We start from the raw sequence: 17,957 nt of genomic DNA, 5'->3' as shown, positions 1-17,957 counted from the left end.
TCACGGGGCGAAATCAGGCCGAAGATCAAAACTTCGTAATCAGTGATAGGTTTCGGAACTGTCCTCCACAACCTGATCAAATAACCGCTTCACACTAGATTCGAGATCCTGCACGTAGTCATCGTACGAACCAGTGTCGGCGTCAGTCGACACTGCGAAGGAGTGCAACGAGTACCCCTCCACTGTTGAGGGAGGCATCTTCACACTTCCACCGGGATAGACTAGGACGCCCGGAACTTCAAGCGAGAGGATGTAAGAGGTTAGCTGATACACGTCACTAGAAGACGGCGATTCGTGGTTGGTTTTCCACTTCGCGTCGGCAACGAGTATCGGTTCCCCACCGGTTGTCCGGACGAGGACGTCCGGTCGCATTGAAACCGAATGGGGACCGTCGACGAGGTTCGGGATCGAGGCCTGGCCGTCAACGCGAAGACCCTCTTGTTCTTGTGCGATAGCACGAAACCCCCGTTCGACGATCCGCTCGAAGACGGTATTCATATTCACAAACAACGCCAGCGAGCGCTGGGTCCCGGCACGGATATCCTCGAAAAATTCTCGCTCTAACACCAGCGTCGCCAGTTCGAGTAATGTCGTATAGTGGTCATTCAATCGAGAGAGTTCGATACGTCGAACGGTTGCTGGCTGTACCGGTTCCACGCTAACGAACTCCCTGAGCTGTCGCTCCTGTAATCTGAGCTGGCTCCTGAGGTCGTCATCACTTACGAGAGTGATGAGTACCCGAATTGACGCCAATACCGCCTGGTTCAGTGTATTGTCCGTGGTAAACTCCTCGTAGTCGACGGCGAAGTCGGTCGTAACAGGAGAAGGGCGCTGAAGCTGTCGTTGTACGTCGATTCGGCCTTTGACTCGTTTTTCGATGCTACTCGTGGAGACGTAATCCCGATGAAGACCTTGTGAGAGCACCGAGTGGAGTTCAGCCCGAAACAGGATTCCAATCGCATCAAAAAATGACGAGGCACTTGTGAAGTCCGTCTCCAAATCGAGAGTGTCGACCGGCGTGTCGAACGCGTACCGAAGCGCCCACAGTAGCCGGGTCACGGTCCGTTTGGGGGTGACCTCGACGCGAACACCGCTGGGCAGCGTAAGTACGCCTACGTACGAGCCACTGGAGAGAGTTACCTTCCCGTCGCTCCCGAAGGAAACATCGAGTGGTGCAGTCCCAAAACGCTCCTCCATACCCTCTAAAAACTCGGCATCCGATTGCGAAACGGGGAAAGGGTCGGTCTCCTCATGTTCCCCGAGAGAGATCGGCTCCGACGGGGGCTCGGTTTCGGTGCCGCCAGTTTCGTCGATCTGTGGACCGAGCCCGCCAATCGGGAGAAACTCAGTCATGCTATTGTTCGTTCGCCCGATTGACGAACTCGCGAAGGCTTTCGATGAGATCGTCGATATCTGACTGTGCGAGATCTTGTACGTTGAGCTCAGGGCTCTCGAAATCGCCGTTCTCCCCGTCTTCCGGGTCCCACTCGTGATGATAGCCCGAAACCGATTCGAAGACTGTGGCGGCATCATCGATGAACGTCGGTGAAACCTCACTGTTGTCGTTCGAGACAACCCAGTTCCACCGGAATCCAATCGTTCCATCTTCCTCGATCTGGATGACCCCGACAGATGGGTTGACCGAGTCTGCTTTCAGCATCAAACTCGCATAGTCGCCGTCTCCAGGATCAAGATTGGCGATATCGTCGGCACCATCAACCAGCTGGGATATTTTTTCGGCGTTCGCCGGGTCAAGCGTTGACGAAACCCGGTCACGGAACGCCTCAGTTGTTCGTTCCCCTTCCCCCCATGTGTCGTCAGCGGAATCAGAGTCTGATTCTACTGGTGATTCACGTTCTTGGCCGGACAGATCGACTGGGTTCTCGATCCCGCCGAGCGTACATAACGCTGTATAGAGGTCGTTGGCATTGAATGACTGAATACGCTCAGTATTCCAGTCAAATAATGTCTCACCGGTCCCATCGAGAAGATTTTCTCGAAGCCGGTCGAGCTGCCCAAAGTAGTATTCTTCCAGTTGAGGCAATATGTCGAAGCGCCACGCGTCGACGACTGCTGCCTTCGAATCGTGTTCGAGGAGGTAGGTGTGCCCGAGCTGTTTCCCTTTCCCAAGTTGTGCCGCATCCAAGATACGCTCGTTGAGTTCACCAATGGCGAGGATACTCGCTGCTAAGAGCCGGTCCCTGTCTGAGATGACTCCAGTAGGTGCTGTGAGCAGTTCTTCGGGTTCCATCCCGACATCGATGGTGTCGTACTGCTCGAAGACCACATCGAGATTTGGTGGGAAATCGATAAATCGGAACCGTCGACGGAGTGCCGTATCGACCAGCGATATCGACTGGTCGGCAGTGTTCATCGTCCCGATGATGTAGAGATTCGGGGGTAGCGTGAACGAATCGCCGGAGTGTGCGAGTTCGACCTCGAAGCTGCCTCGTTTATCGGCCTCCAGAAGGGTGATGACTTCGCCGAAGATCTGAGCGAGATTTCCGCGGTTGATCTCGTCGATGATCAGGACAAACGGCGGTTCCCGCTCACCTGCCGGCGTTGCCTCCAGCGCGTCGTTCGCGTCCTCAGCGACGTGTTTCAGCACCCCGTCCTCGACATCGTAGGATACACTTCCAGACTCTGTTGCGTCGGCAGTCAGCCCCTCGATGAAATCCTCGTAAGAAAACGAGGGATGGAACGTCACAGAGCGAATCTGTTTCCCTGCGGGCTCCCTCTTGGTTTTTTTGTGGACCCATCGTTTCGCGAACCGCTTCGCGTCGAAAGTCTTCCCCGTTCCAGGAGGACCATACAAGATAACCTGCTTGTTCTGGACGAGCTGGCGTTTGATTTCTTCAGCACTGTTCGGTTTTGACGGGAGTTCAGTGGCGTCGGTTGAGGTTCCCTGCTCGACGTCGATATCAACTTGGCTGAGGAGAAAGTTTGTGGCTGCGTCCGAGAGATCCGCGAGATATGCTTGTGCGAGGTGATCGTTTGAATTTATTGGGTAGTATTTTTCCGTTCGGTACTTATCTTGACCGAGAGTCTCCTTCAGTTCGCTATCGACAGGGAGTGGTTCGTTGAACCAGTGGAAGTCGACAGCGATTCGCTGGTACTTCTGGTCGCGGAGGGAGTATGTTTCGTGGTGACCCGTGGCGATTGAGTAGCCGATGAGCTCGTCGTCGAAATTATGGAAGATTACATCGCCTTCCGCTACCCGTTCAAGCTCGTGGTGCCACTCATTATCCACTTTAGCTCTCAAGTATTCGTCTCGAATTTCAGCTTGATTACCTTGATTGACCCAGAACGAGTTGGCGTCCGTCCCAGCGAGGTCCTGGATTGTTGTCGTCGATCCGTCGCCGCCCTCAGCACCAGAGTCGGTCTTGGCGTCAAGCACCGCCCGGTAGAGTCGGATTGCCGCGTCAGAAGATTCGTTCTCGATACTCGACTCGTCGACCTTGTCGATCACGTTGAATAGCTGATCCACCTCAAGCCTGATCTGGACCTCGAGTCCGTGATCAGCTTCCGCTGTCGCGTGGCCAACAACTTGCTCATATGTTTCGAGGAAATCTTCGAACTCCTCAACGCCCTCTGCGTAGGAGTCTGGTTGGTCGTAGTCGAAGAAGGCCAGACCGCTCTCAGTGGCGGCGTTGATTATCGGGTACTCCTCAATATGGAGGTTGCCAAAGAGTTCCCGGACCGTCGTTTTACCACCTAGTTCAGATTCCCACTGTTCGTTGTATTGATTGGCATCACGAATTTCTTTTATAAGATCCGCAAGTTCCTTAATCGAGTTGTCCCACTTGGACAGTATATTCTCGGCATTACCACGTTGAATAGCGGCATGCATCCGGTCCCACATCGACTTGAACCGTTCCGAGGTGGGATCGTCGATGAACGCATCCGCTCGCTCTCGGATATCTTTCGTCCTGTCGTGGTTTTCGAAATCAAATTCCTCGCCAGCGATGTGGTTTTCCGCGACTTCTCGCCACTCTTCGAGTACCTCCCGCTTGTCGGAAGTCAATATTGTAGGTATCTCTCCACCGTCACTAATTATGCTGTATACTCGCTCGATCGCCTGTTCATCAGGGTTTATGATCGGCATAACCGACTGTGGAGGAGCATAGGCCTCGTCATATCCCAAAATCCGGTTGACCTTCGCCCGATTGTAGCCATTCGTCGGGTGGCGCCAGTGTTCCCAATCGATGCCGACGTGAAACTCTTCGACATCATCATCTGGGGCGACCTTTTTTTTAGGGTCAGTAACACCTTCACCACTCCACGGCTCCGACACAGTCCCAACTCCAACATAAGTGCCAGAGGGTTGATCATACATCAGCACCCTGTCGCCCTCATTCAGGGGTTGAAGCTGTTCCCCGTACTCCGACTTGTCGGCAAACGTCGCGGCTACGCTGACGTCCTCGAACAGCCGTCCAAAATCGATTGGATTGTGATGTTGCCGATTAGTATGAACGAAGTAGGCCTCAGTCATCGATGATACCAATAAATAGCCTGTTGGCTAAATAAAACCAGTCACCTAAACCCAACGCGGAGGGTTTTGGGCACGATATGATCGGACCAACGTTTTGAAAGCTGAAATCAGAATTTAGCCAGAAGAGACTCCAATCCCAGATTCAAGCCATATGGGAGCTGTAAATCGCTTTTGGAGCAAGAAACCAACCGGCGTCGGTAGTGACGAATTGAGGGGTTCCAGTATGATATATTCTCGAGCCCATCACGAACGGGCAGCCCGCCGACACGGCCATCGTCACCGGACCCAGCGGCACTGGCAAAACGTGCATCTCGAAGTTCGTAACCGAACGGCTCCGTGAGGAGTTCTCGATGTCGAGACCACCTACGTCAACTGCTGGCGCAACTACACCCGGTTCCGCACGCTCTACCAGATCCTCGACAACCTCGGCATCACCATCGACATCCACCGGCAGTCGACGCCGCACGACGAACTTGTCGACCGGCTCCAACAACACGACGGCCCGCGGACCGTCGTTATCCTCGACGAGGTCGACCAGCTCGAAGACCCCAGCGTCATCTACGACCTCCACAGCCTGCCCCAGTTCGCGATCATCTGCATCGCGAACTAGGAAGAGGAGCTGTTCAGCCGCGTCGACGACCCCCTCATGAGCCGGGTGCGCTCCAGCGAACACGTCCGGATGGACAAGTACCACGACGAGCGACTGTACGATATCCTGAGTGCGCGGGCAAAGTGGGGGCTCGACGAGGATGTCATCACCGACGACCAACTCTATCGAATCACCGACGCGGCCGCCGGCGACGCCCGCCTCGCAATCGGCATCCTGCGAACGGCCGCCGGGAAGGCCGATCTCGAGAACCACGAGCGCATCACCGACGACATTCTCTTGGACGCCGCCGAGGATGCTCGGGCCCAGATCAAGCAGAAGAGCCTCGACTCGCTCACGCCGCACCAGCGCGTCGTCTACGACATCGTTCGCGAGCACGGTCCGGTCGGGCCGAGCGAGATCCACGAGCGCTATACCGAGGATGTCGATGATCCACGGACGAAGCGGACTATCCGCACGTACCTATCAAAGATGGAGCAGTACAACCTTCTCGAGGCGGAGGGGACGAGTCGGGACCGAGAGTACTCGCTCGTCGATTCGGCGGCGGCGTCGCCGATGCAGTGACCGTGATGCCGTCAGCTATCCCGAACTGAACCCGCCGAGGCCCGATTGTCGGTGGTTCCAATCAGGACGGTTTGATCGCGTACGGGCGTACGTGATACAGATTTTTCAGATTCGCCCGACTTTCTCGCCGAATAACACGTCTCGGAAGCTGAGGCTTGGATTTCAATCGTCTTGCTCGTCAGAAATAAGATCCAGAGAGTAGCGAATGGCCTCCTCGGTGCGATATGGATCTATCGAAGCTTTCCGCTTAACCGCGTCTACATGCGCTAACGGATTCTCGAGTACTGCCAGTTCATACGACCCGTCCTCGCTGGATCCATCATACACTCGATAGAGATAGAACCGTTCTTGACGGGTCAGAGCTTGTTGGACCTGGCCGTCATCCAAAGTTACGTATCCCTGTTGACTTGTACTGCTTTTCACCTCGATATATCGATCTATGAGGGTTCTGTCAGGGTCTGATTCGAATGCCTCTTTTCGTTCCTCCGTCTCAAAACTCAATACGTCACACCCATAGCTTTCGCTTCCTTGGATATGTGAAACGAGGATTGGGAAACGACCCGCGTCAATTTCGAACCAGTATGCGAGTTTTTCGGCTCCTTCAGAATCGGGTACATCGTATGTTCCCGATGTCGACCGACTCTGTGATGTCTGCGATGTTCGGCGAATCGTGATGGATCTTCCCTCAACCGTTTCGAAGCCCTGTTGCTTTGATGAAACGCCTTCTATCGATTCGTCGATGCCAGATTGTGCTGTCGAAGCAGGTGTCTCATCGGTCGGCTGTTGTGAATTGACAGCCGTTCCGTCACGCGAGGGACTATCTTCCGATCGATCTCTTTCTGTTTTTTTGGTTCGATCCATTCCGTCTGTGACTTCAGGCGCAGTGAAAACCGAGTCCGACTCTTCAGAGGTCTCACCTGTGAGGAGCGCTCTAGATTCACGTAAGCGTTCATGCGCGGATTCGTCACCTAAGAGCACCTCCAAACGCTGACGCCTATCATTTGCCGTTGCGAGCGAGAGAATATCCTTGCTCAGCTTCTTATCGAGGACATCTGAAAAAACATCTCCAACCAACCGAGCAAGATGGTCATCAGTCACCTGTGGCCTCCCGTCGAGAATATCGGGCACAACATACACTGTCGAATCGTCAATGAGGTACGATCCTGGTTGAAGTTCGATATCGAAGGTATCGCTACCAACTGATGCAGTCGCCTTTACCGCGTTACATAGGACGATTTCTGCATCGCGTATCGCCCGTAGCTCCCGGCGATTATCGTCGCCATCAACTCTGAAGGCGTAAATGAACGGCTTCAACTCATCAACCTCCTGCGAAAACTCGTCCATATACAGGTGGTGGTCGTAGTCGACGTCTGAAATGTTGATATCAGAGTTTGTGAGTCCCTCTACGCCGAAGAACTGTTTCACCTTCTCAGTACCTTGGCGGTTATCGAGCATCAGTGAGGGGTATCTGTTCTCAACTGGCGCAGGAATTGAGTCGGTGTTTGTGTATCGCAGCTCCGACACCGGATAGTATCCTTCGACTCCCTCGTGAGTTCCGAACATTTCCCCATTCTCGATGAAATCAGCACGCAGAGATGCTGGTGGAGTCTCGTCACTTTCGCGGTTCTTTAGCAAGGTTCGATAGACCCGCTTTGCCACCTTTCCGTCCGGATCGCGATCAGGAAGGTTAAACAGGATCTCGTAGAACGATTCCCACGAAAGATCGGCGAGTGTATTCGTTACACCCAGGTCTCGGAGCGTTTTGGAGATATCAGTTTCGTCAACACCCAGTTCGGAGAAGAGCGGATATTCTGGATCTACTGCCGGATATCCAACTAATGGCGAGATATCCTCCGCTAACGATGCAGTCGAGCAGGTCTGTGGGGTCTGAAGATTAGTCTCTTCACCTTGGACAGGAAGCCACTGGCTCGTTCGGAGAATCCAGTAAGGGTGGGAAGGTACAGACTGCTCGTTAAGTGATTTCCAATTTTGGTGGTACTTGGGTTTGATCTCAAGTATCGCGTCTGATCCATTCTTCCGCCAGCGATTGGTCGTCTCTGGAATCGTCGCAAGCCACGCGAGTATCGCATACGGATGTGCCCTTTCGACGATCTCCTCAAGTCGGTCGACTGTCTCGACCCTTCGTAGCCGATAATTCCGTGTCGACGTAACGTCATTCGGGGTTTCTTTTGTTTCACTCCCGAACTCAGCTGGATAGTCTAATGTCTCGAGGACGTGGTCGAAGAAGTCAGAATTACTCATCTCACGTCGCTCTAATCGCGGCTCATCGGCGACACCCAACCAAAGCAAGAACGACTCTAGCTTGCTTACATCGTCACAGAAGTCTAATTCTGTGGGACTTACGACGAACAGCTCCTGATCTACTGACTCATACAGATGTTCGACCAATTTGCCGTTGGGGTACTCACCCATTAGATAGAGAGAGCTGGCCTTTGCGAAAGTCCCGGTACGTGTCGGAATAACAATCGAGACTTCTGTGAGGCTCACCCCCTTGGCACCGGCTTCGTAGAGGTCCCACAGCCCACGTAGCATCTTCCGGCGCCAATGTGCCTCTGAGTCCGGATTCTGAGAAACGCGGTCGTTCGCTTCGGTGACAACCGCTTGGACTAGCCCTGAAAGCTCGTACTCACGAATATTAAACGACGATAGCTTCATTCGCAGATCTCGAATACTGGTTAATCCCCAGCTTGACTGCAGCTTTGATGCAAGATCAGGGTGAAGAATATCTCTTGGAACCCATGAGGGGAGTGTAATCGACTCTCCCTGTGGTGGGAGGAAAGTAGTTCGTTCAGGCGGAATTGTATTCCCCTCACCATCAACCAGAAGACGCGGTGGAGTCTCGTCTCCAATGAGATTATTATCGACGAGACGGGTGATGATGCCTGCTCGGGTTGTCATAAAAAGGTCGCTTGAAATAGTATCAAGTCGCGTTTGTAGGTCTGTGTAGTTGATGTGCCCAACGTCTAAACGATCCAGCTGGTTCTTCACATCCTGACTGTTCGTGTGAAGACAGACATCGTCGAATAACTCTCCTTGGAGTAGGTCATCAAAATCACCGGAAATTCGCTTTGCCTTTGCGGGTGTTGTAAAGGAACCATCCTGCACTGGGATGAGTGACCGCGTAGCAACTTCTGACTCAAGTAACTGCTTGAATGAGCTTTGAGCTTCATCTGGTGCTCCGAGGTTGTTTAGCGTAGAACCGATTGGTCCAGTGGGTGAAACTGTACGGAGAGCGGCCCACGGGGTTTCTTCAGATCGGTGATCCTCCGCTGCATCAATCATCTTCGACGCTAATCGTTCAGCGACAAATCGATTCGCATCGCTCTCTATCAGGTGATTTCGTGATTCTGTCACCTGGAAAGTGGCGTGCGCCAACATCGGAAATGGGAACGAGACCTTGGTAGGGAAGAAAACAAAGAGATCAGATGGTAGCTCCTTGCTTCTGGTATCCTCTGGTATAGCGATTTTAATCTCGTACCGATCTTTGGTTTGCGAAGCGGTGGTATATTCCTCCGGAATTTCCCCCGAGTCTTTGAATATTTTCCACGTAGTCGGTTCGCCGCTGCCGTGGTCAACAATAACCTTCTCTTCCCCGCGTTTGACACTCCAGTGCTCTTCTCGTTCTGGACTGCGAATCCGAAGATCATCTACGCTCCGCAGGAACAGCGTGAGCTCTTTGAATAGGGAGTTGATCTCCTTCTGAACTTGGTTTCGACTGTCGCTGTCAAACAGAGGAATGCAGATTACAGTGTCGTAGCCTCGAGCCTTGATCTGCTGGCCTTGTTTGTGGACTTCCTCGAAACGTGTATCTACAACGTCGCTCTCTGAGAGAAGTCGTGGCGTGCTCAGCGTTGCGATTGGATTTGAGGTTCCCCGCTGCTCGTATCGCTTAGCTTTCCTATCAATTTCGTCGTTTTCAGCACGGAGTTTGTTTAAAAACTCAGCTGCGAACTGTTCCGAGAATCCGATCGATACGTCTCCGCTGTGTATGAGCACGTCCGAACTCCAATTCAAAATAGACCGGAATCCAAGTCCCTTGTAGCCGATACATTCCTCCCGGAATTGTTTCGGGCTATTGTCGCTGAGCATTAACGAACTGATTCCCTCACGGGAGAAGGGCTCCCCACTATTAGCAACGAATAGGCCTTCCTCTGTCAGTTCTATTAGGACGTCAACCGAACCGGACGATTCCCAGCCGGCGTCGTCAGCGTTCTGAATGAGCTCCAGTAATCCACGACCAGAATATCCGTCAATATGCTTTGTCTCTCGATTATAGTCTGAAAAGAGTCGATCTTCGTCCCGATGGTACACGTCTTCCATCTTCTGGAGTTGGTCTTCCACCCAACTCCCCCACTCTTCAGGCGAAGTATTTGGCATACATTCAGTCAATCGGGCGAGGGGTTTATTCGTGTTGACCAAGTTCCCTATTGATCGGCTTTCGAGGGTGAGAGCACGGATGGTCGCAACGATATAGAAGAACAACTAGACCGAAGGATCATCTTGCAGGGTCGCTGAACTTATCAACCTCAGCGTTTACCCTGCTCTTTGGTGTGCTAATTGTTCTAATACGGCCTCATTCCGACCTGAACTCGCCGAGGCCCGATTGCTCGTGGTCCAGCGGCTCGATGACCTGGGGATCGTCGTTTCCGGGGTTGTTGACCCGCGTCGAAATCTCGTAGGCGGACAGGTGGTCCTTTGGGTACAGTTGGCACAGTTCCTTGCGAGTGTCCGGGCCTGCGGTGAGCCAGTCAGATTCCGCGTCCTTTGGGAGGACGACCGGCATCCGGTCGTGGATTGAGTTCATTAGGTCGTTCGGCTCCGTCGTGAGAATCGTGAGGCACGAGATCGTCTCGTCGTCGCCCTCCCAGACGTCCCAGAGTCCGGCCATCGCGAAGGCAGGTTCGTCTTCGCGGTAAATCCGATAGGGCTTCTTCGACCCGCCGTTCGGCGATTTCCATTCGTAGAACCCAGACGAGGGGACGAGGCAGGGACGTGATTCCCACGCCCGCTCGAAGACGCGTTTCTCGTCGACAGTCTCGGAGCGAGCGTTGATGATGCCCTCCTCGGGTTCGTCCGCCCAGAACGGAATCAGCCCCCAGTGGTAGGCGTCGATCTCGTCGGAAGCCTTGTTCGTGATGATGTGGAGGTCCTCGCCAGGCGCGATGTTGTATCGAGGTGTGTACCCGCCGTCCGCGACGACCTCGGCGTCGAAGCGAGCCTCGAGGTCGGCCTGGTCGATGAAAAGCGAGTTCCGGCCACACATACGGAGGACTACGGGGAAAAGCATCTTCAACGTGGTCGCACAGGAATCTCGTGGGTCAGGAAGATGGCAAGAGACCAATCACAGCCGACTGGCTTGATGACAAAGTCGACCTGTTCGTCGGAACCCCCTGCACCGGGTTCGAGGTCGAGAAAATCCTTCACCGAGCGCCTGCCAGACGCGTTCCGCACCATCGGCGTCGGGAGCGAGATATACCTCTAGAATTCGCTGCAACGAACGGAAGATCGGTGAGTTCGAACGTGGCGGCGGGTCGAAACACTCGAGGGCAGCGGGAGGACAGCCACTGCACCGCCGTAGTTCGCGTTGAGGAACACCACCCCAGTGAGGACGATGGTTTAGTCGTCGACGGCCCTCACCGTCGTCGGGGCTACCGGCTGGGTCGCTTCGAGCGCGCCAAGGATGTCTTCGCCGTGGTCTGCGCCCTCGTACACCACACTGTAGGAGCTGTCACCGTGGGTCTCTACCTCGAAGTCGCCAGACGGCCCCTCGAATCGGAGGAGCTCGTTTCTGAGTCCTGCCTTGTACACCGTCCGGTCGCTGACCCGCACCGACTCGTCCCGTGACCCCACAATGCTGTCCGGCAGACAGGGATTGCCGTCTCGCCTCGTCAGACGAGCGACATCGCCCGTTCGACACCGGAACAGCGGTGTGCCGGTCTTGTGAAGGTGCGTGATGACGACTTCCCCGTACGTCCCTGCCGGGAGTGTCTGGCCGATATTGTGGTCGACGATCTCCACGAGCACGTAGTCGTCACAGACCATAAGACCATCTTCGGCGGCCGACTCGACGGCGATGGGCTGGGCGTGGCGCGTCCCGAAGTAATCCACGGCCGTCTCAGCGCCCAACCGCTCTTTGACTTTGCTACGCCGGCCCGGTATGCCGGTGAACGGCTCCCCAGCCCCGAGGAAGATGTCGACACCGCTGCTGACGTCTTCTTCCATCGCGAGGACCGTGCTGGGTGGTCCACACAGCCCGTCGAGGTGGTCAGATAACAGTGTCTGGAGGGTCGACGCCGTCGCGTCACTCGCCGGAACGACTTCGGCGCCCAGTGCCCGCAACCCTTTCTCGAATACCTCCCCACCGCCGGTTGCCGTATACGGGAAGCAGTTCAACACGCGGTCACCCGGGCGGAATCCAGCCTGCTGAAAGTATTTGGCGTTGATGGCAGCCATGTATTGCTCGTCAGCCAACGTATCGTGGACCGGGAGTTCCGTCCCGTCTAGTGCAGTGTATGAGATCGTCGCGAGGTCGGATGGCACCGGAGCGGCCGCGACAGCACGGTTGACGTCGGTCGCGGTCGTCAGCGGGAGTTCACGGAACTCATCCCACGAGGACACCGCGTCTACGTCGGGTGCGAGCGAATCACCGTATGGCCCGTCCCGGAGACGGTGTATCTGTGCGTTCACGATATTCAGCCCATAACCATTATACATAATACCAAATTATCTGTAGTTGTAAAAATGCTTGTGGAATCGTGGGACCGACGGTATCGTGGTGGACGGCTACCGTTGTGGGACGTACGGTAGCTGGGCGACAGTCCGCTCTATCGCGTCACTATCCGACCGTAGTAGCGCGGTCATATCCCACGTGCCATCGACCAGCGCCTCATGCTGGACGTCGTCGACGGTGACCGTCGCAGTGTGCTCGCCGTAGCTGACAGTCCTGTCCGCCACATCGACCGTGATCTCCTCTCGCGGATGCCCCTTGACCCACTCCTGCAGGTGGTCGATCGTTTTAGCGTCCGCGGTGACCGTGGGGATGCCCAGTGCCAAGCAGTTCCCGGAGAATATTTCGGCGAACGACTCCCCGATTATCGCATCGATGCCCCAGCGCAACAGCGCTTGGGGAGCGTGCTCCCGGGAGGAGCCACAGCCGAAGTTCCCGTTGACTACCATCACGCTGGCGTCCCGGAACCGGTCCTCGTTCATAGGGTGGTCTTTCGGATTGTCATCGCGGTCAAACCGCTTGTCAAAGAACGAGAACTCACCGAGCCCCTCGAAGGTGACGACCTTCATGAAGCGGGACGGGAGTATCTGGTCGGTGTCGATGTCGTCACCCCGTATCGGGATGCCCGTCCCCGTGACTGACTCTACAGAGGGAATCGGCTCGACAGCGTCAGTCATACGGCAACCTCCTCTTTCAGCTCACGGACATCTATCACAGTACCGGTGACCGCCGCTGCGACGACCATCTGCGGGTTGGCCAGAATCGTACTGGCATCTTTCGACCCCTGTCGGCCGACGAAGTTCCGATTCGAGGAGGAGATAGAGACATCGTCGTCTTCGAGCTTGTCAGCATTCATCCCGGTACACATCGAACACCCCGGATTACGCCACTCGAATCCCGCATTGGTGAACAACTCATCGAAGCCCCGTTCCTCGGCGGCGGCCTTGACCCGGTGGCTACCAGGGACGACGAGCCCGCGGACGTCATCGTGGACCTGCCGCCCCTCGACGATGTCCGCCGCCCGCTGGAGGTCCCGGAGGCGAGCGTTGGTACAGGAGCCCAGGAAGGCCACGTCTATCTCGCGCCCCTCCATCGTCTCACCGGGCGTAACGCCCGTGTGCGCCTGGGCCTCTACAGCGGTCTCTCGCCTGCCCGCCGGAAGATCCTCTGGCGCTGGAATCGGTTCCGTGACACCGACACACTGGCTGGGCGTCGTTCCCCAAGTGACCATCGGTTCCAGTTCGCCGGCATCGACTTCAACCACGTCGTCGTACGTGGCGTCCGGGTCGCTTCGGATAGATTCCCAATACTCCCGTAGCTCGTCGAATCGGTCGGAATCGGTTTCGAATCGGTCCGTCGCCGCGAGCCACTCGAAAGTCGTCTCGTCTGGGTTGACGTAGCCGGCACGGGCGCCACCCTCGATGGACATATTACAGATACTCATCCGCCCTTCCATGTCGAGGTTTTCTATCGTTTCACCGGCGTACTCGTAAACGTACCCGACGCCGCCATCGGTTCCCAGTCGCCGGATAATCGATAGAATGACGTCCTTTGCTTCGACGCCGTCGTCGAGTTCGCCGCTGACCGCAATCTTTCTGACTCGTTGTTTCTCCATCGCGATCGTCTGGCTGGCGAATACGTCCCGCACCTGCGACGTACCGATACCGAACGCCAGCGCACCAAACGCACCGTGTGTCGACGTGTGGCTGTCGCCACACACGATGGTCATCCCGGGTTGGGTCAGCCCCTGTTCCGGTCCGACAACGTGGACGATACCCTGGTCACCGCTTTCCGGGTCAGAGAACTCGATGTTCGCTTGTTGGGTGTTGGTCTCCAACTCTGCCATCATCGATTCCGCAGCCTCGTCCTCAAAAGGTCGTGACTGTTCGTCGGTCGGGACGATATGGTCGACAGTTGCATGGGTCAGATCCGGCCGTTCGACCTCTAACTCCGCTTCGCGGAGCATCTCGAATGCCTGTGGACTCGTCGCTTCGTGAATCAGGTGGAGCCCCACGAAGAGCTGGTCCTGTCCGTTCGGTAGCGTCTTTACTTTGTGTCTCTCCCAAATCTTGTCGTACAGTGTTTGCGTACTCATTATAGGCCTCAGTCTGTTACTACGAGAACTCCTTCGTGAGAGTGTTCGTAACATAATACTATCTCGTCGTGGAACCCGCTACAGCAGGCTGTGTGTCGTGAGACACACGGCCCTTCTCGGTGTCGGGTCTCAGAGGGCTACGTATATCTCACCGTTTTCTTCCCACGTATCGAAGGTCGGTATCTGAAAACATGACGCGTCGGCGTTCTCGCCGGTGGTTACGTCGAACCGTCTCGTGTGCCATGGACACTCGATGACCTCCTCCGTGTCGTCGTAGCCGATCTCACCACACTCATCTATCGTCGCCTGCCCGGCCAGCGCCCCCTCGCCGAGCGGTCCGCCGACGTGTGGGCAGACGGTCGGAATAGTGTGGTACTCACCGTTCACGTTGAGGACGGCTACCGAGACACCATCAATTTCTATAATGATTCGCGAACCGTGCTCGTCGAGCCGGTCGGCGTCCTCTATCTGGTGGGTTCTGTCGGACATATCAGACTTCGAACTCGAATACATCGATCGCGTTCTGCCCCATGACGGCGTCTATCTGGTCCTGATCGAGTTTCGACTGGACACGGTCTTCGAGTTCGTTCGGAACATCAAAATCCGGGTGTGGGAGGTCAGTCGCGAACATGAGATTCTCCGCCCCGACCATCTCGATGATGTTGGCGAGGTGGTCCTGAGCACCGCTACCGGTCGGTTTGCGCGTCTGTCCGATAGGCTGGGTCGTGAAGTACCAGTTGTCCTCGATGTAGTCGCTGGGGAGCTGGTTCAGGTGTGGGAGTTCGTCGCCACGGTCCAGGTAGTGGTCGTCGAGGCGCCACATAAAGTAGGGGATGTACCCGATTCCGGCCTCCTGGAACACGATATCCAGGTCCGGAAACCGCTCAGGGACACCTCGGAAAATCATCGTGGTGAGGTTCCACATATGAGAGAACGGGTGGTTGACGGCGTGTTCCTCGACGTAGTAGTTCGCCGTCCGCGAGATAACTGGGAACCCGTCGGCGGTGTTGAGTCCCGAGTGGAACAGCACGGGAAGGTCGTTCTCCTCAGCAGCGCGATATATCGGGTCGTACTTCCGTGCCCCCGGCGGCGGGACAAGTCCAGTCGCCGACATCTGGACGCCGACGACGTCTTCCTTGTCTGCATGTTTCTCGATCTCAGTGGCGGCACGCTCCGGATCGTGAGGGGCCACAGTGACCGTGACCTTTAGACGGTCGTTGCCCACCGCGAACCGGTCGAAGATGTACCGATTGTACGCTTCCGCAAGCGCCACGGCGTACCTCGGACGGTTGACGGTCGGGAGAAGTATCGACAGCGTGGGGGTGATAATCCCACAGTCGATACCGAACTCGTCCATGTTTTCGAGCTTCTTCTCCACCGACATCTCGTTCGTGAGCACGTCGGAACCGGAGCGGCCTTCGTCGTTGAACGGCTGTGACGGCGTCGCTCGCTTCAGGTGCATAATGTCGTTGAGCGGGAGTTCTGCCGTCTCACAGATTCTCTTGACGTCACCGAACTCGCCCTCGTCAATGTACTTCGCTATCTCACTGAATGTCTCAGTGATGTGTGCATCCGCGTCTGCGACAACTGTGGTCTGTGTCGAATCGTTGGTCTTGCTGGCCACGAGGTTCCATACCTATTGGAACCTTTTAAAATTTTCCTTATTAGTGTAAATATAATCTATATATAGATGATTAGAATTGATACTGGGATGTGCGTCCCTGGAAAATCGGGGTGAAACGACGGTCTGAAACGAACTGGCGCCGTGAGAGTTACCGATTGTCAGAAGCAGTCGCGGACGTCGTTAAGCTGACTCACGCTGATATCACCCTGCCGGAGGACCGAGGGGTCCGACGTGTCGCTGAGATCGATGATCGTCGTAGACTGCGTCGTCTCGTGAGGTCCGCCGTCGATGATGTACTCGACGGCCTCGCCGACGTGTTCCTCAGCCATCCCTCGGTCGACAAGCTGCCCGTCGGCTTCCCCCGAGATGTTTGCGGAGGTCATGGCGATGGGTTCCGCATGTTCGACAAATGCCCGCCACGTCGGGTTCTCGTAACACGCCAGTGAAATCGTCTCCATCCCACCGACCAGTTCGTCCGGGAACACGTCCTGTCTGTTCACAACAATATTGAGCGGCCCAGGCCAGAACGCCTCAACGAACCCGTTCATCACGTCCGCGTCCGGGACAGAACCGTACTCTGTCCAGTCCGAAGGGTCGTGGAACATCAGCGTCAGCGGTTTCGACCGATCGCGTTGCTTCACTTTATAGACCCTATCGATGGCATCGATGTCATGAGGGTCAACGGCGAGACCCATATTGGCGTCCGATGGTGCTACCACGAGTCTGCCCTCTTGCAGACAGTCTGCCGCTCGTTCAATGTTTTCCGGTTTGGGTTCCAAAACTTCGTATGAGTCTCCTTCTGCCATAGTTTTTGTATTTTGTTGTCGGTATAAATAATATTTGTATTAGTCATAACGGACGACGAGTCAGCACTACTTCAGGAGGTGTCTGAGTACCTTAATCACCATAGCACCGAGCCAATCATCTACTACGGAGGGAACTACTTCGACGAACAGTGTCTCAGTCGAAGATTCGACGAACACGCCATCACTGAGGGGATCGACCATCTGGAGCGGGCACACGACCCCGGGATAACTGCACATCAGGAGCTCTTCGGGCCCTTCAATCGGCATAAATTGGACGTCGTAGCGAGCGCACTCGGCTTTGAATACCAAGACCCGACTGTCGATGGATTTGTGGTCGGGAGCAAGTACACGCGATATCACCTCGACGGCGAAGAACCAGACTGGGATCGACTCAAACAGTACAACAACGACGATGTAACCTCACTGAGAACAATCGTCGATCAGATCAGATCAGATCGTAGGCTCGGGGGATATGCGGGGGCCGTCAGCAGAATTACGTGAGCGCGATATCACCATGGGTTCAGAAGTTCTTAACCAACGATTGAGCTGTGACCCCCGAACTGTTGGTTAATCCGACGATGCTATCCGCCTTCCTCTCTGGAAACGTTCTCGAAAACGATCGAACGATAGCAGAAATCCGTTGCCTGAGTCCGGTTCTACATACCTTCTAGCCCTTCCCTGAAGCGCGGAAGCGCCACGCCGCGGCTTATCGGGAACGTAGACAACTAGTCGAGTGTGGGAGAACACTCAACGTCGAACCGATTGGCGGTGGACCAGCCAACTCGGGGCGCAGACCGCAATCGGTCCCTTGCTGACCAAGGCGATCCGGCTACGGACGAGATGCTGCTGCCACAGCTCGACGACGGCATCACGCTGCTCGACGTGAATGTAGGCCGCGGCGTCCCTATCCTGCAATCGCTCGTGCTCGACCACCTCCTGCACGATGGGCCAGCCTTCTGGGTCGACGCATACGGCCATGCGACGACGACACTCGCCCAGATCGCGTCCAGCCAATGATTGC

The 17,957-nt window shown here is 55.5% G+C and carries 12 protein-coding genes and 2 pseudogenes; 3 read left to right on the top strand and 11 right to left on the bottom strand.

The window, feature by feature from the left end:
* Positions 1 to 39: 39 nt before the first annotated feature.
* On the bottom strand, positions 40 to 1,353 hold the full coding sequence (locus AArcSt11_RS15235; RefSeq protein ID WP_250598342.1) for an McrC family protein: 1,314 nt from the start codon (positions 1,351 to 1,353) through the stop codon (positions 40 to 42).
* A gap of 1 nt (position 1,354) precedes the next feature.
* The gene (locus tag AArcSt11_RS15230) at positions 1,355 to 4,492 is read right to left on the bottom strand and encodes an McrB family protein (protein ID WP_250598340.1); all 3,138 of its coding nucleotides are present in this window, start codon (positions 4,490 to 4,492) and stop codon (positions 1,355 to 1,357) included.
* 230 nt (positions 4,493 to 4,722) lie between these two features.
* Between AArcSt11_RS15230 and AArcSt11_RS15225 the strand changes: the two are divergent.
* A pseudogene (locus tag AArcSt11_RS15225) lies at positions 4,723 to 5,663 on the top strand (Cdc6/Cdc18 family protein); the annotation flags it as partial.
* 162 nt (positions 5,664 to 5,825) lie between these two features.
* Here the strand turns inward: AArcSt11_RS15225 and AArcSt11_RS15220 are convergent.
* The 9 genes from AArcSt11_RS15220 to AArcSt11_RS15180 form a co-directional block, all read right to left on the bottom strand.
* On the bottom strand, positions 5,826 to 10,061 hold the full coding sequence (locus tag AArcSt11_RS15220; protein WP_250598338.1) for a sacsin N-terminal ATP-binding-like domain-containing protein: 4,236 nt from the start codon (positions 10,059 to 10,061) through the stop codon (positions 5,826 to 5,828).
* Positions 10,062 to 10,257: 196 nt separating this feature from the next.
* Positions 10,258 to 10,947, bottom strand: coding sequence for an SOS response-associated peptidase (locus AArcSt11_RS15215; RefSeq protein ID WP_250598336.1), 690 nt, complete (start codon positions 10,945 to 10,947; stop codon positions 10,258 to 10,260).
* A gap of 26 nt (positions 10,948 to 10,973) precedes the next feature.
* Positions 10,974 to 11,138 (bottom strand): hypothetical protein, encoded by a 165-nt coding sequence (locus AArcSt11_RS15210; protein WP_250598335.1) that lies wholly within the window; start codon positions 11,136 to 11,138, stop codon positions 10,974 to 10,976.
* Between the two features lie 162 nt (positions 11,139 to 11,300).
* Complete coding sequence (locus AArcSt11_RS15205) at positions 11,301 to 12,371, bottom strand: phenylacetate--CoA ligase family protein (RefSeq protein WP_250598334.1); 1,071 nt, start codon at positions 12,369 to 12,371, stop codon at positions 11,301 to 11,303.
* Positions 12,372 to 12,467: 96 nt separating this feature from the next.
* The gene (gene leuD, locus AArcSt11_RS15200) at positions 12,468 to 13,088 is read right to left on the bottom strand and encodes a 3-isopropylmalate dehydratase small subunit (protein ID WP_250598333.1); all 621 of its coding nucleotides are present in this window, start codon (positions 13,086 to 13,088) and stop codon (positions 12,468 to 12,470) included.
* Entirely contained in the window at positions 13,085 to 14,506 is a 1,422-nt protein-coding gene (leuC, locus tag AArcSt11_RS15195) for a 3-isopropylmalate dehydratase large subunit (RefSeq protein WP_250598332.1), read from the bottom strand. Before leuC ends, leuD begins: the two co-directional genes overlap by 4 nt.
* A 129-nt stretch (positions 14,507 to 14,635) precedes the next feature.
* A complete protein-coding gene (locus tag AArcSt11_RS15190) occupies positions 14,636 to 14,995 on the bottom strand; it encodes a Rieske (2Fe-2S) protein (protein ID WP_250598331.1) in 360 nt (119 codons plus the stop codon).
* A 1-nt stretch (position 14,996) separates the two neighbouring features.
* Positions 14,997 to 16,130, bottom strand: a complete 1,134-nt coding sequence (locus tag AArcSt11_RS15185; RefSeq protein ID WP_250598327.1) for an amidohydrolase family protein — start codon at positions 16,128 to 16,130, stop codon at positions 14,997 to 14,999.
* A 158-nt stretch (positions 16,131 to 16,288) separates the two neighbouring features.
* Entirely contained in the window at positions 16,289 to 16,936 is a 648-nt protein-coding gene (locus AArcSt11_RS15180; RefSeq protein WP_250598325.1) for an L-threonylcarbamoyladenylate synthase, read from the bottom strand.
* A gap of 27 nt (positions 16,937 to 16,963) precedes the next feature.
* Between AArcSt11_RS15180 and AArcSt11_RS15175 the strand changes: the two genes are divergently transcribed.
* Entirely contained in the window at positions 16,964 to 17,437 is a 474-nt protein-coding gene (locus AArcSt11_RS15175) for a ribonuclease H-like domain-containing protein (protein WP_353617814.1), read from the top strand.
* Between the two features lie 234 nt (positions 17,438 to 17,671).
* A pseudogene (locus AArcSt11_RS15170) lies at positions 17,672 to 17,950 on the top strand (hypothetical protein); the annotation flags it as partial.
* Positions 17,951 to 17,957 lie beyond the last annotated feature (7 nt).

The organism is Natranaeroarchaeum aerophilus (assembly GCF_023638055.1).
In the GTDB taxonomy this organism is placed as follows: domain Archaea; phylum Halobacteriota; class Halobacteria; order Halobacteriales; family Natronoarchaeaceae; genus Natranaeroarchaeum; species Natranaeroarchaeum aerophilum.
Note: the sequence above shows the minus strand (reverse complement) of the source record. Positions and strands in the feature narration are given on the sequence as shown.

What these genes read in the sequence shown, in the direction of transcription:
- AArcSt11_RS15235 (WP_250598342.1), bottom strand. Translation starts at nt 1,353, where the DNA reads ATGACTGAGTTTCTCCCGATTGGCGGGCTCGGTCCACAGATCGACGAA.
- AArcSt11_RS15230 (WP_250598340.1), bottom strand. Translation starts at nt 4,492, where the DNA reads ATGACTGAGGCCTACTTCGTTCATACTAATCGGCAACATCACAATCCA.
- AArcSt11_RS15220 (WP_250598338.1), bottom strand. Translation starts at nt 10,061, where the DNA reads ATGCCAAATACTTCGCCTGAAGAGTGGGGGAGTTGGGTGGAAGACCAA.
- AArcSt11_RS15215 (WP_250598336.1), bottom strand. Translation starts at nt 10,947, where the DNA reads ATGTGTGGCCGGAACTCGCTTTTCATCGACCAGGCCGACCTCGAGGCT.
- AArcSt11_RS15210 (WP_250598335.1), bottom strand. Translation starts at nt 11,138, where the DNA reads ATGGTGCGGAACGCGTCTGGCAGGCGCTCGGTGAAGGATTTTCTCGAC.
- leuD (WP_250598333.1), bottom strand. Translation starts at nt 13,088, where the DNA reads ATGACTGACGCTGTCGAGCCGATTCCCTCTGTAGAGTCAGTCACGGGG.
- leuC (WP_250598332.1), bottom strand. Translation starts at nt 14,506, where the DNA reads ATGAGTACGCAAACACTGTACGACAAGATTTGGGAGAGACACAAAGTA.
- AArcSt11_RS15190 (WP_250598331.1), bottom strand. Translation starts at nt 14,995, where the DNA reads ATGTCCGACAGAACCCACCAGATAGAGGACGCCGACCGGCTCGACGAG.
- AArcSt11_RS15180 (WP_250598325.1), bottom strand. Translation starts at nt 16,936, where the DNA reads ATGGCAGAAGGAGACTCATACGAAGTTTTGGAACCCAAACCGGAAAAC.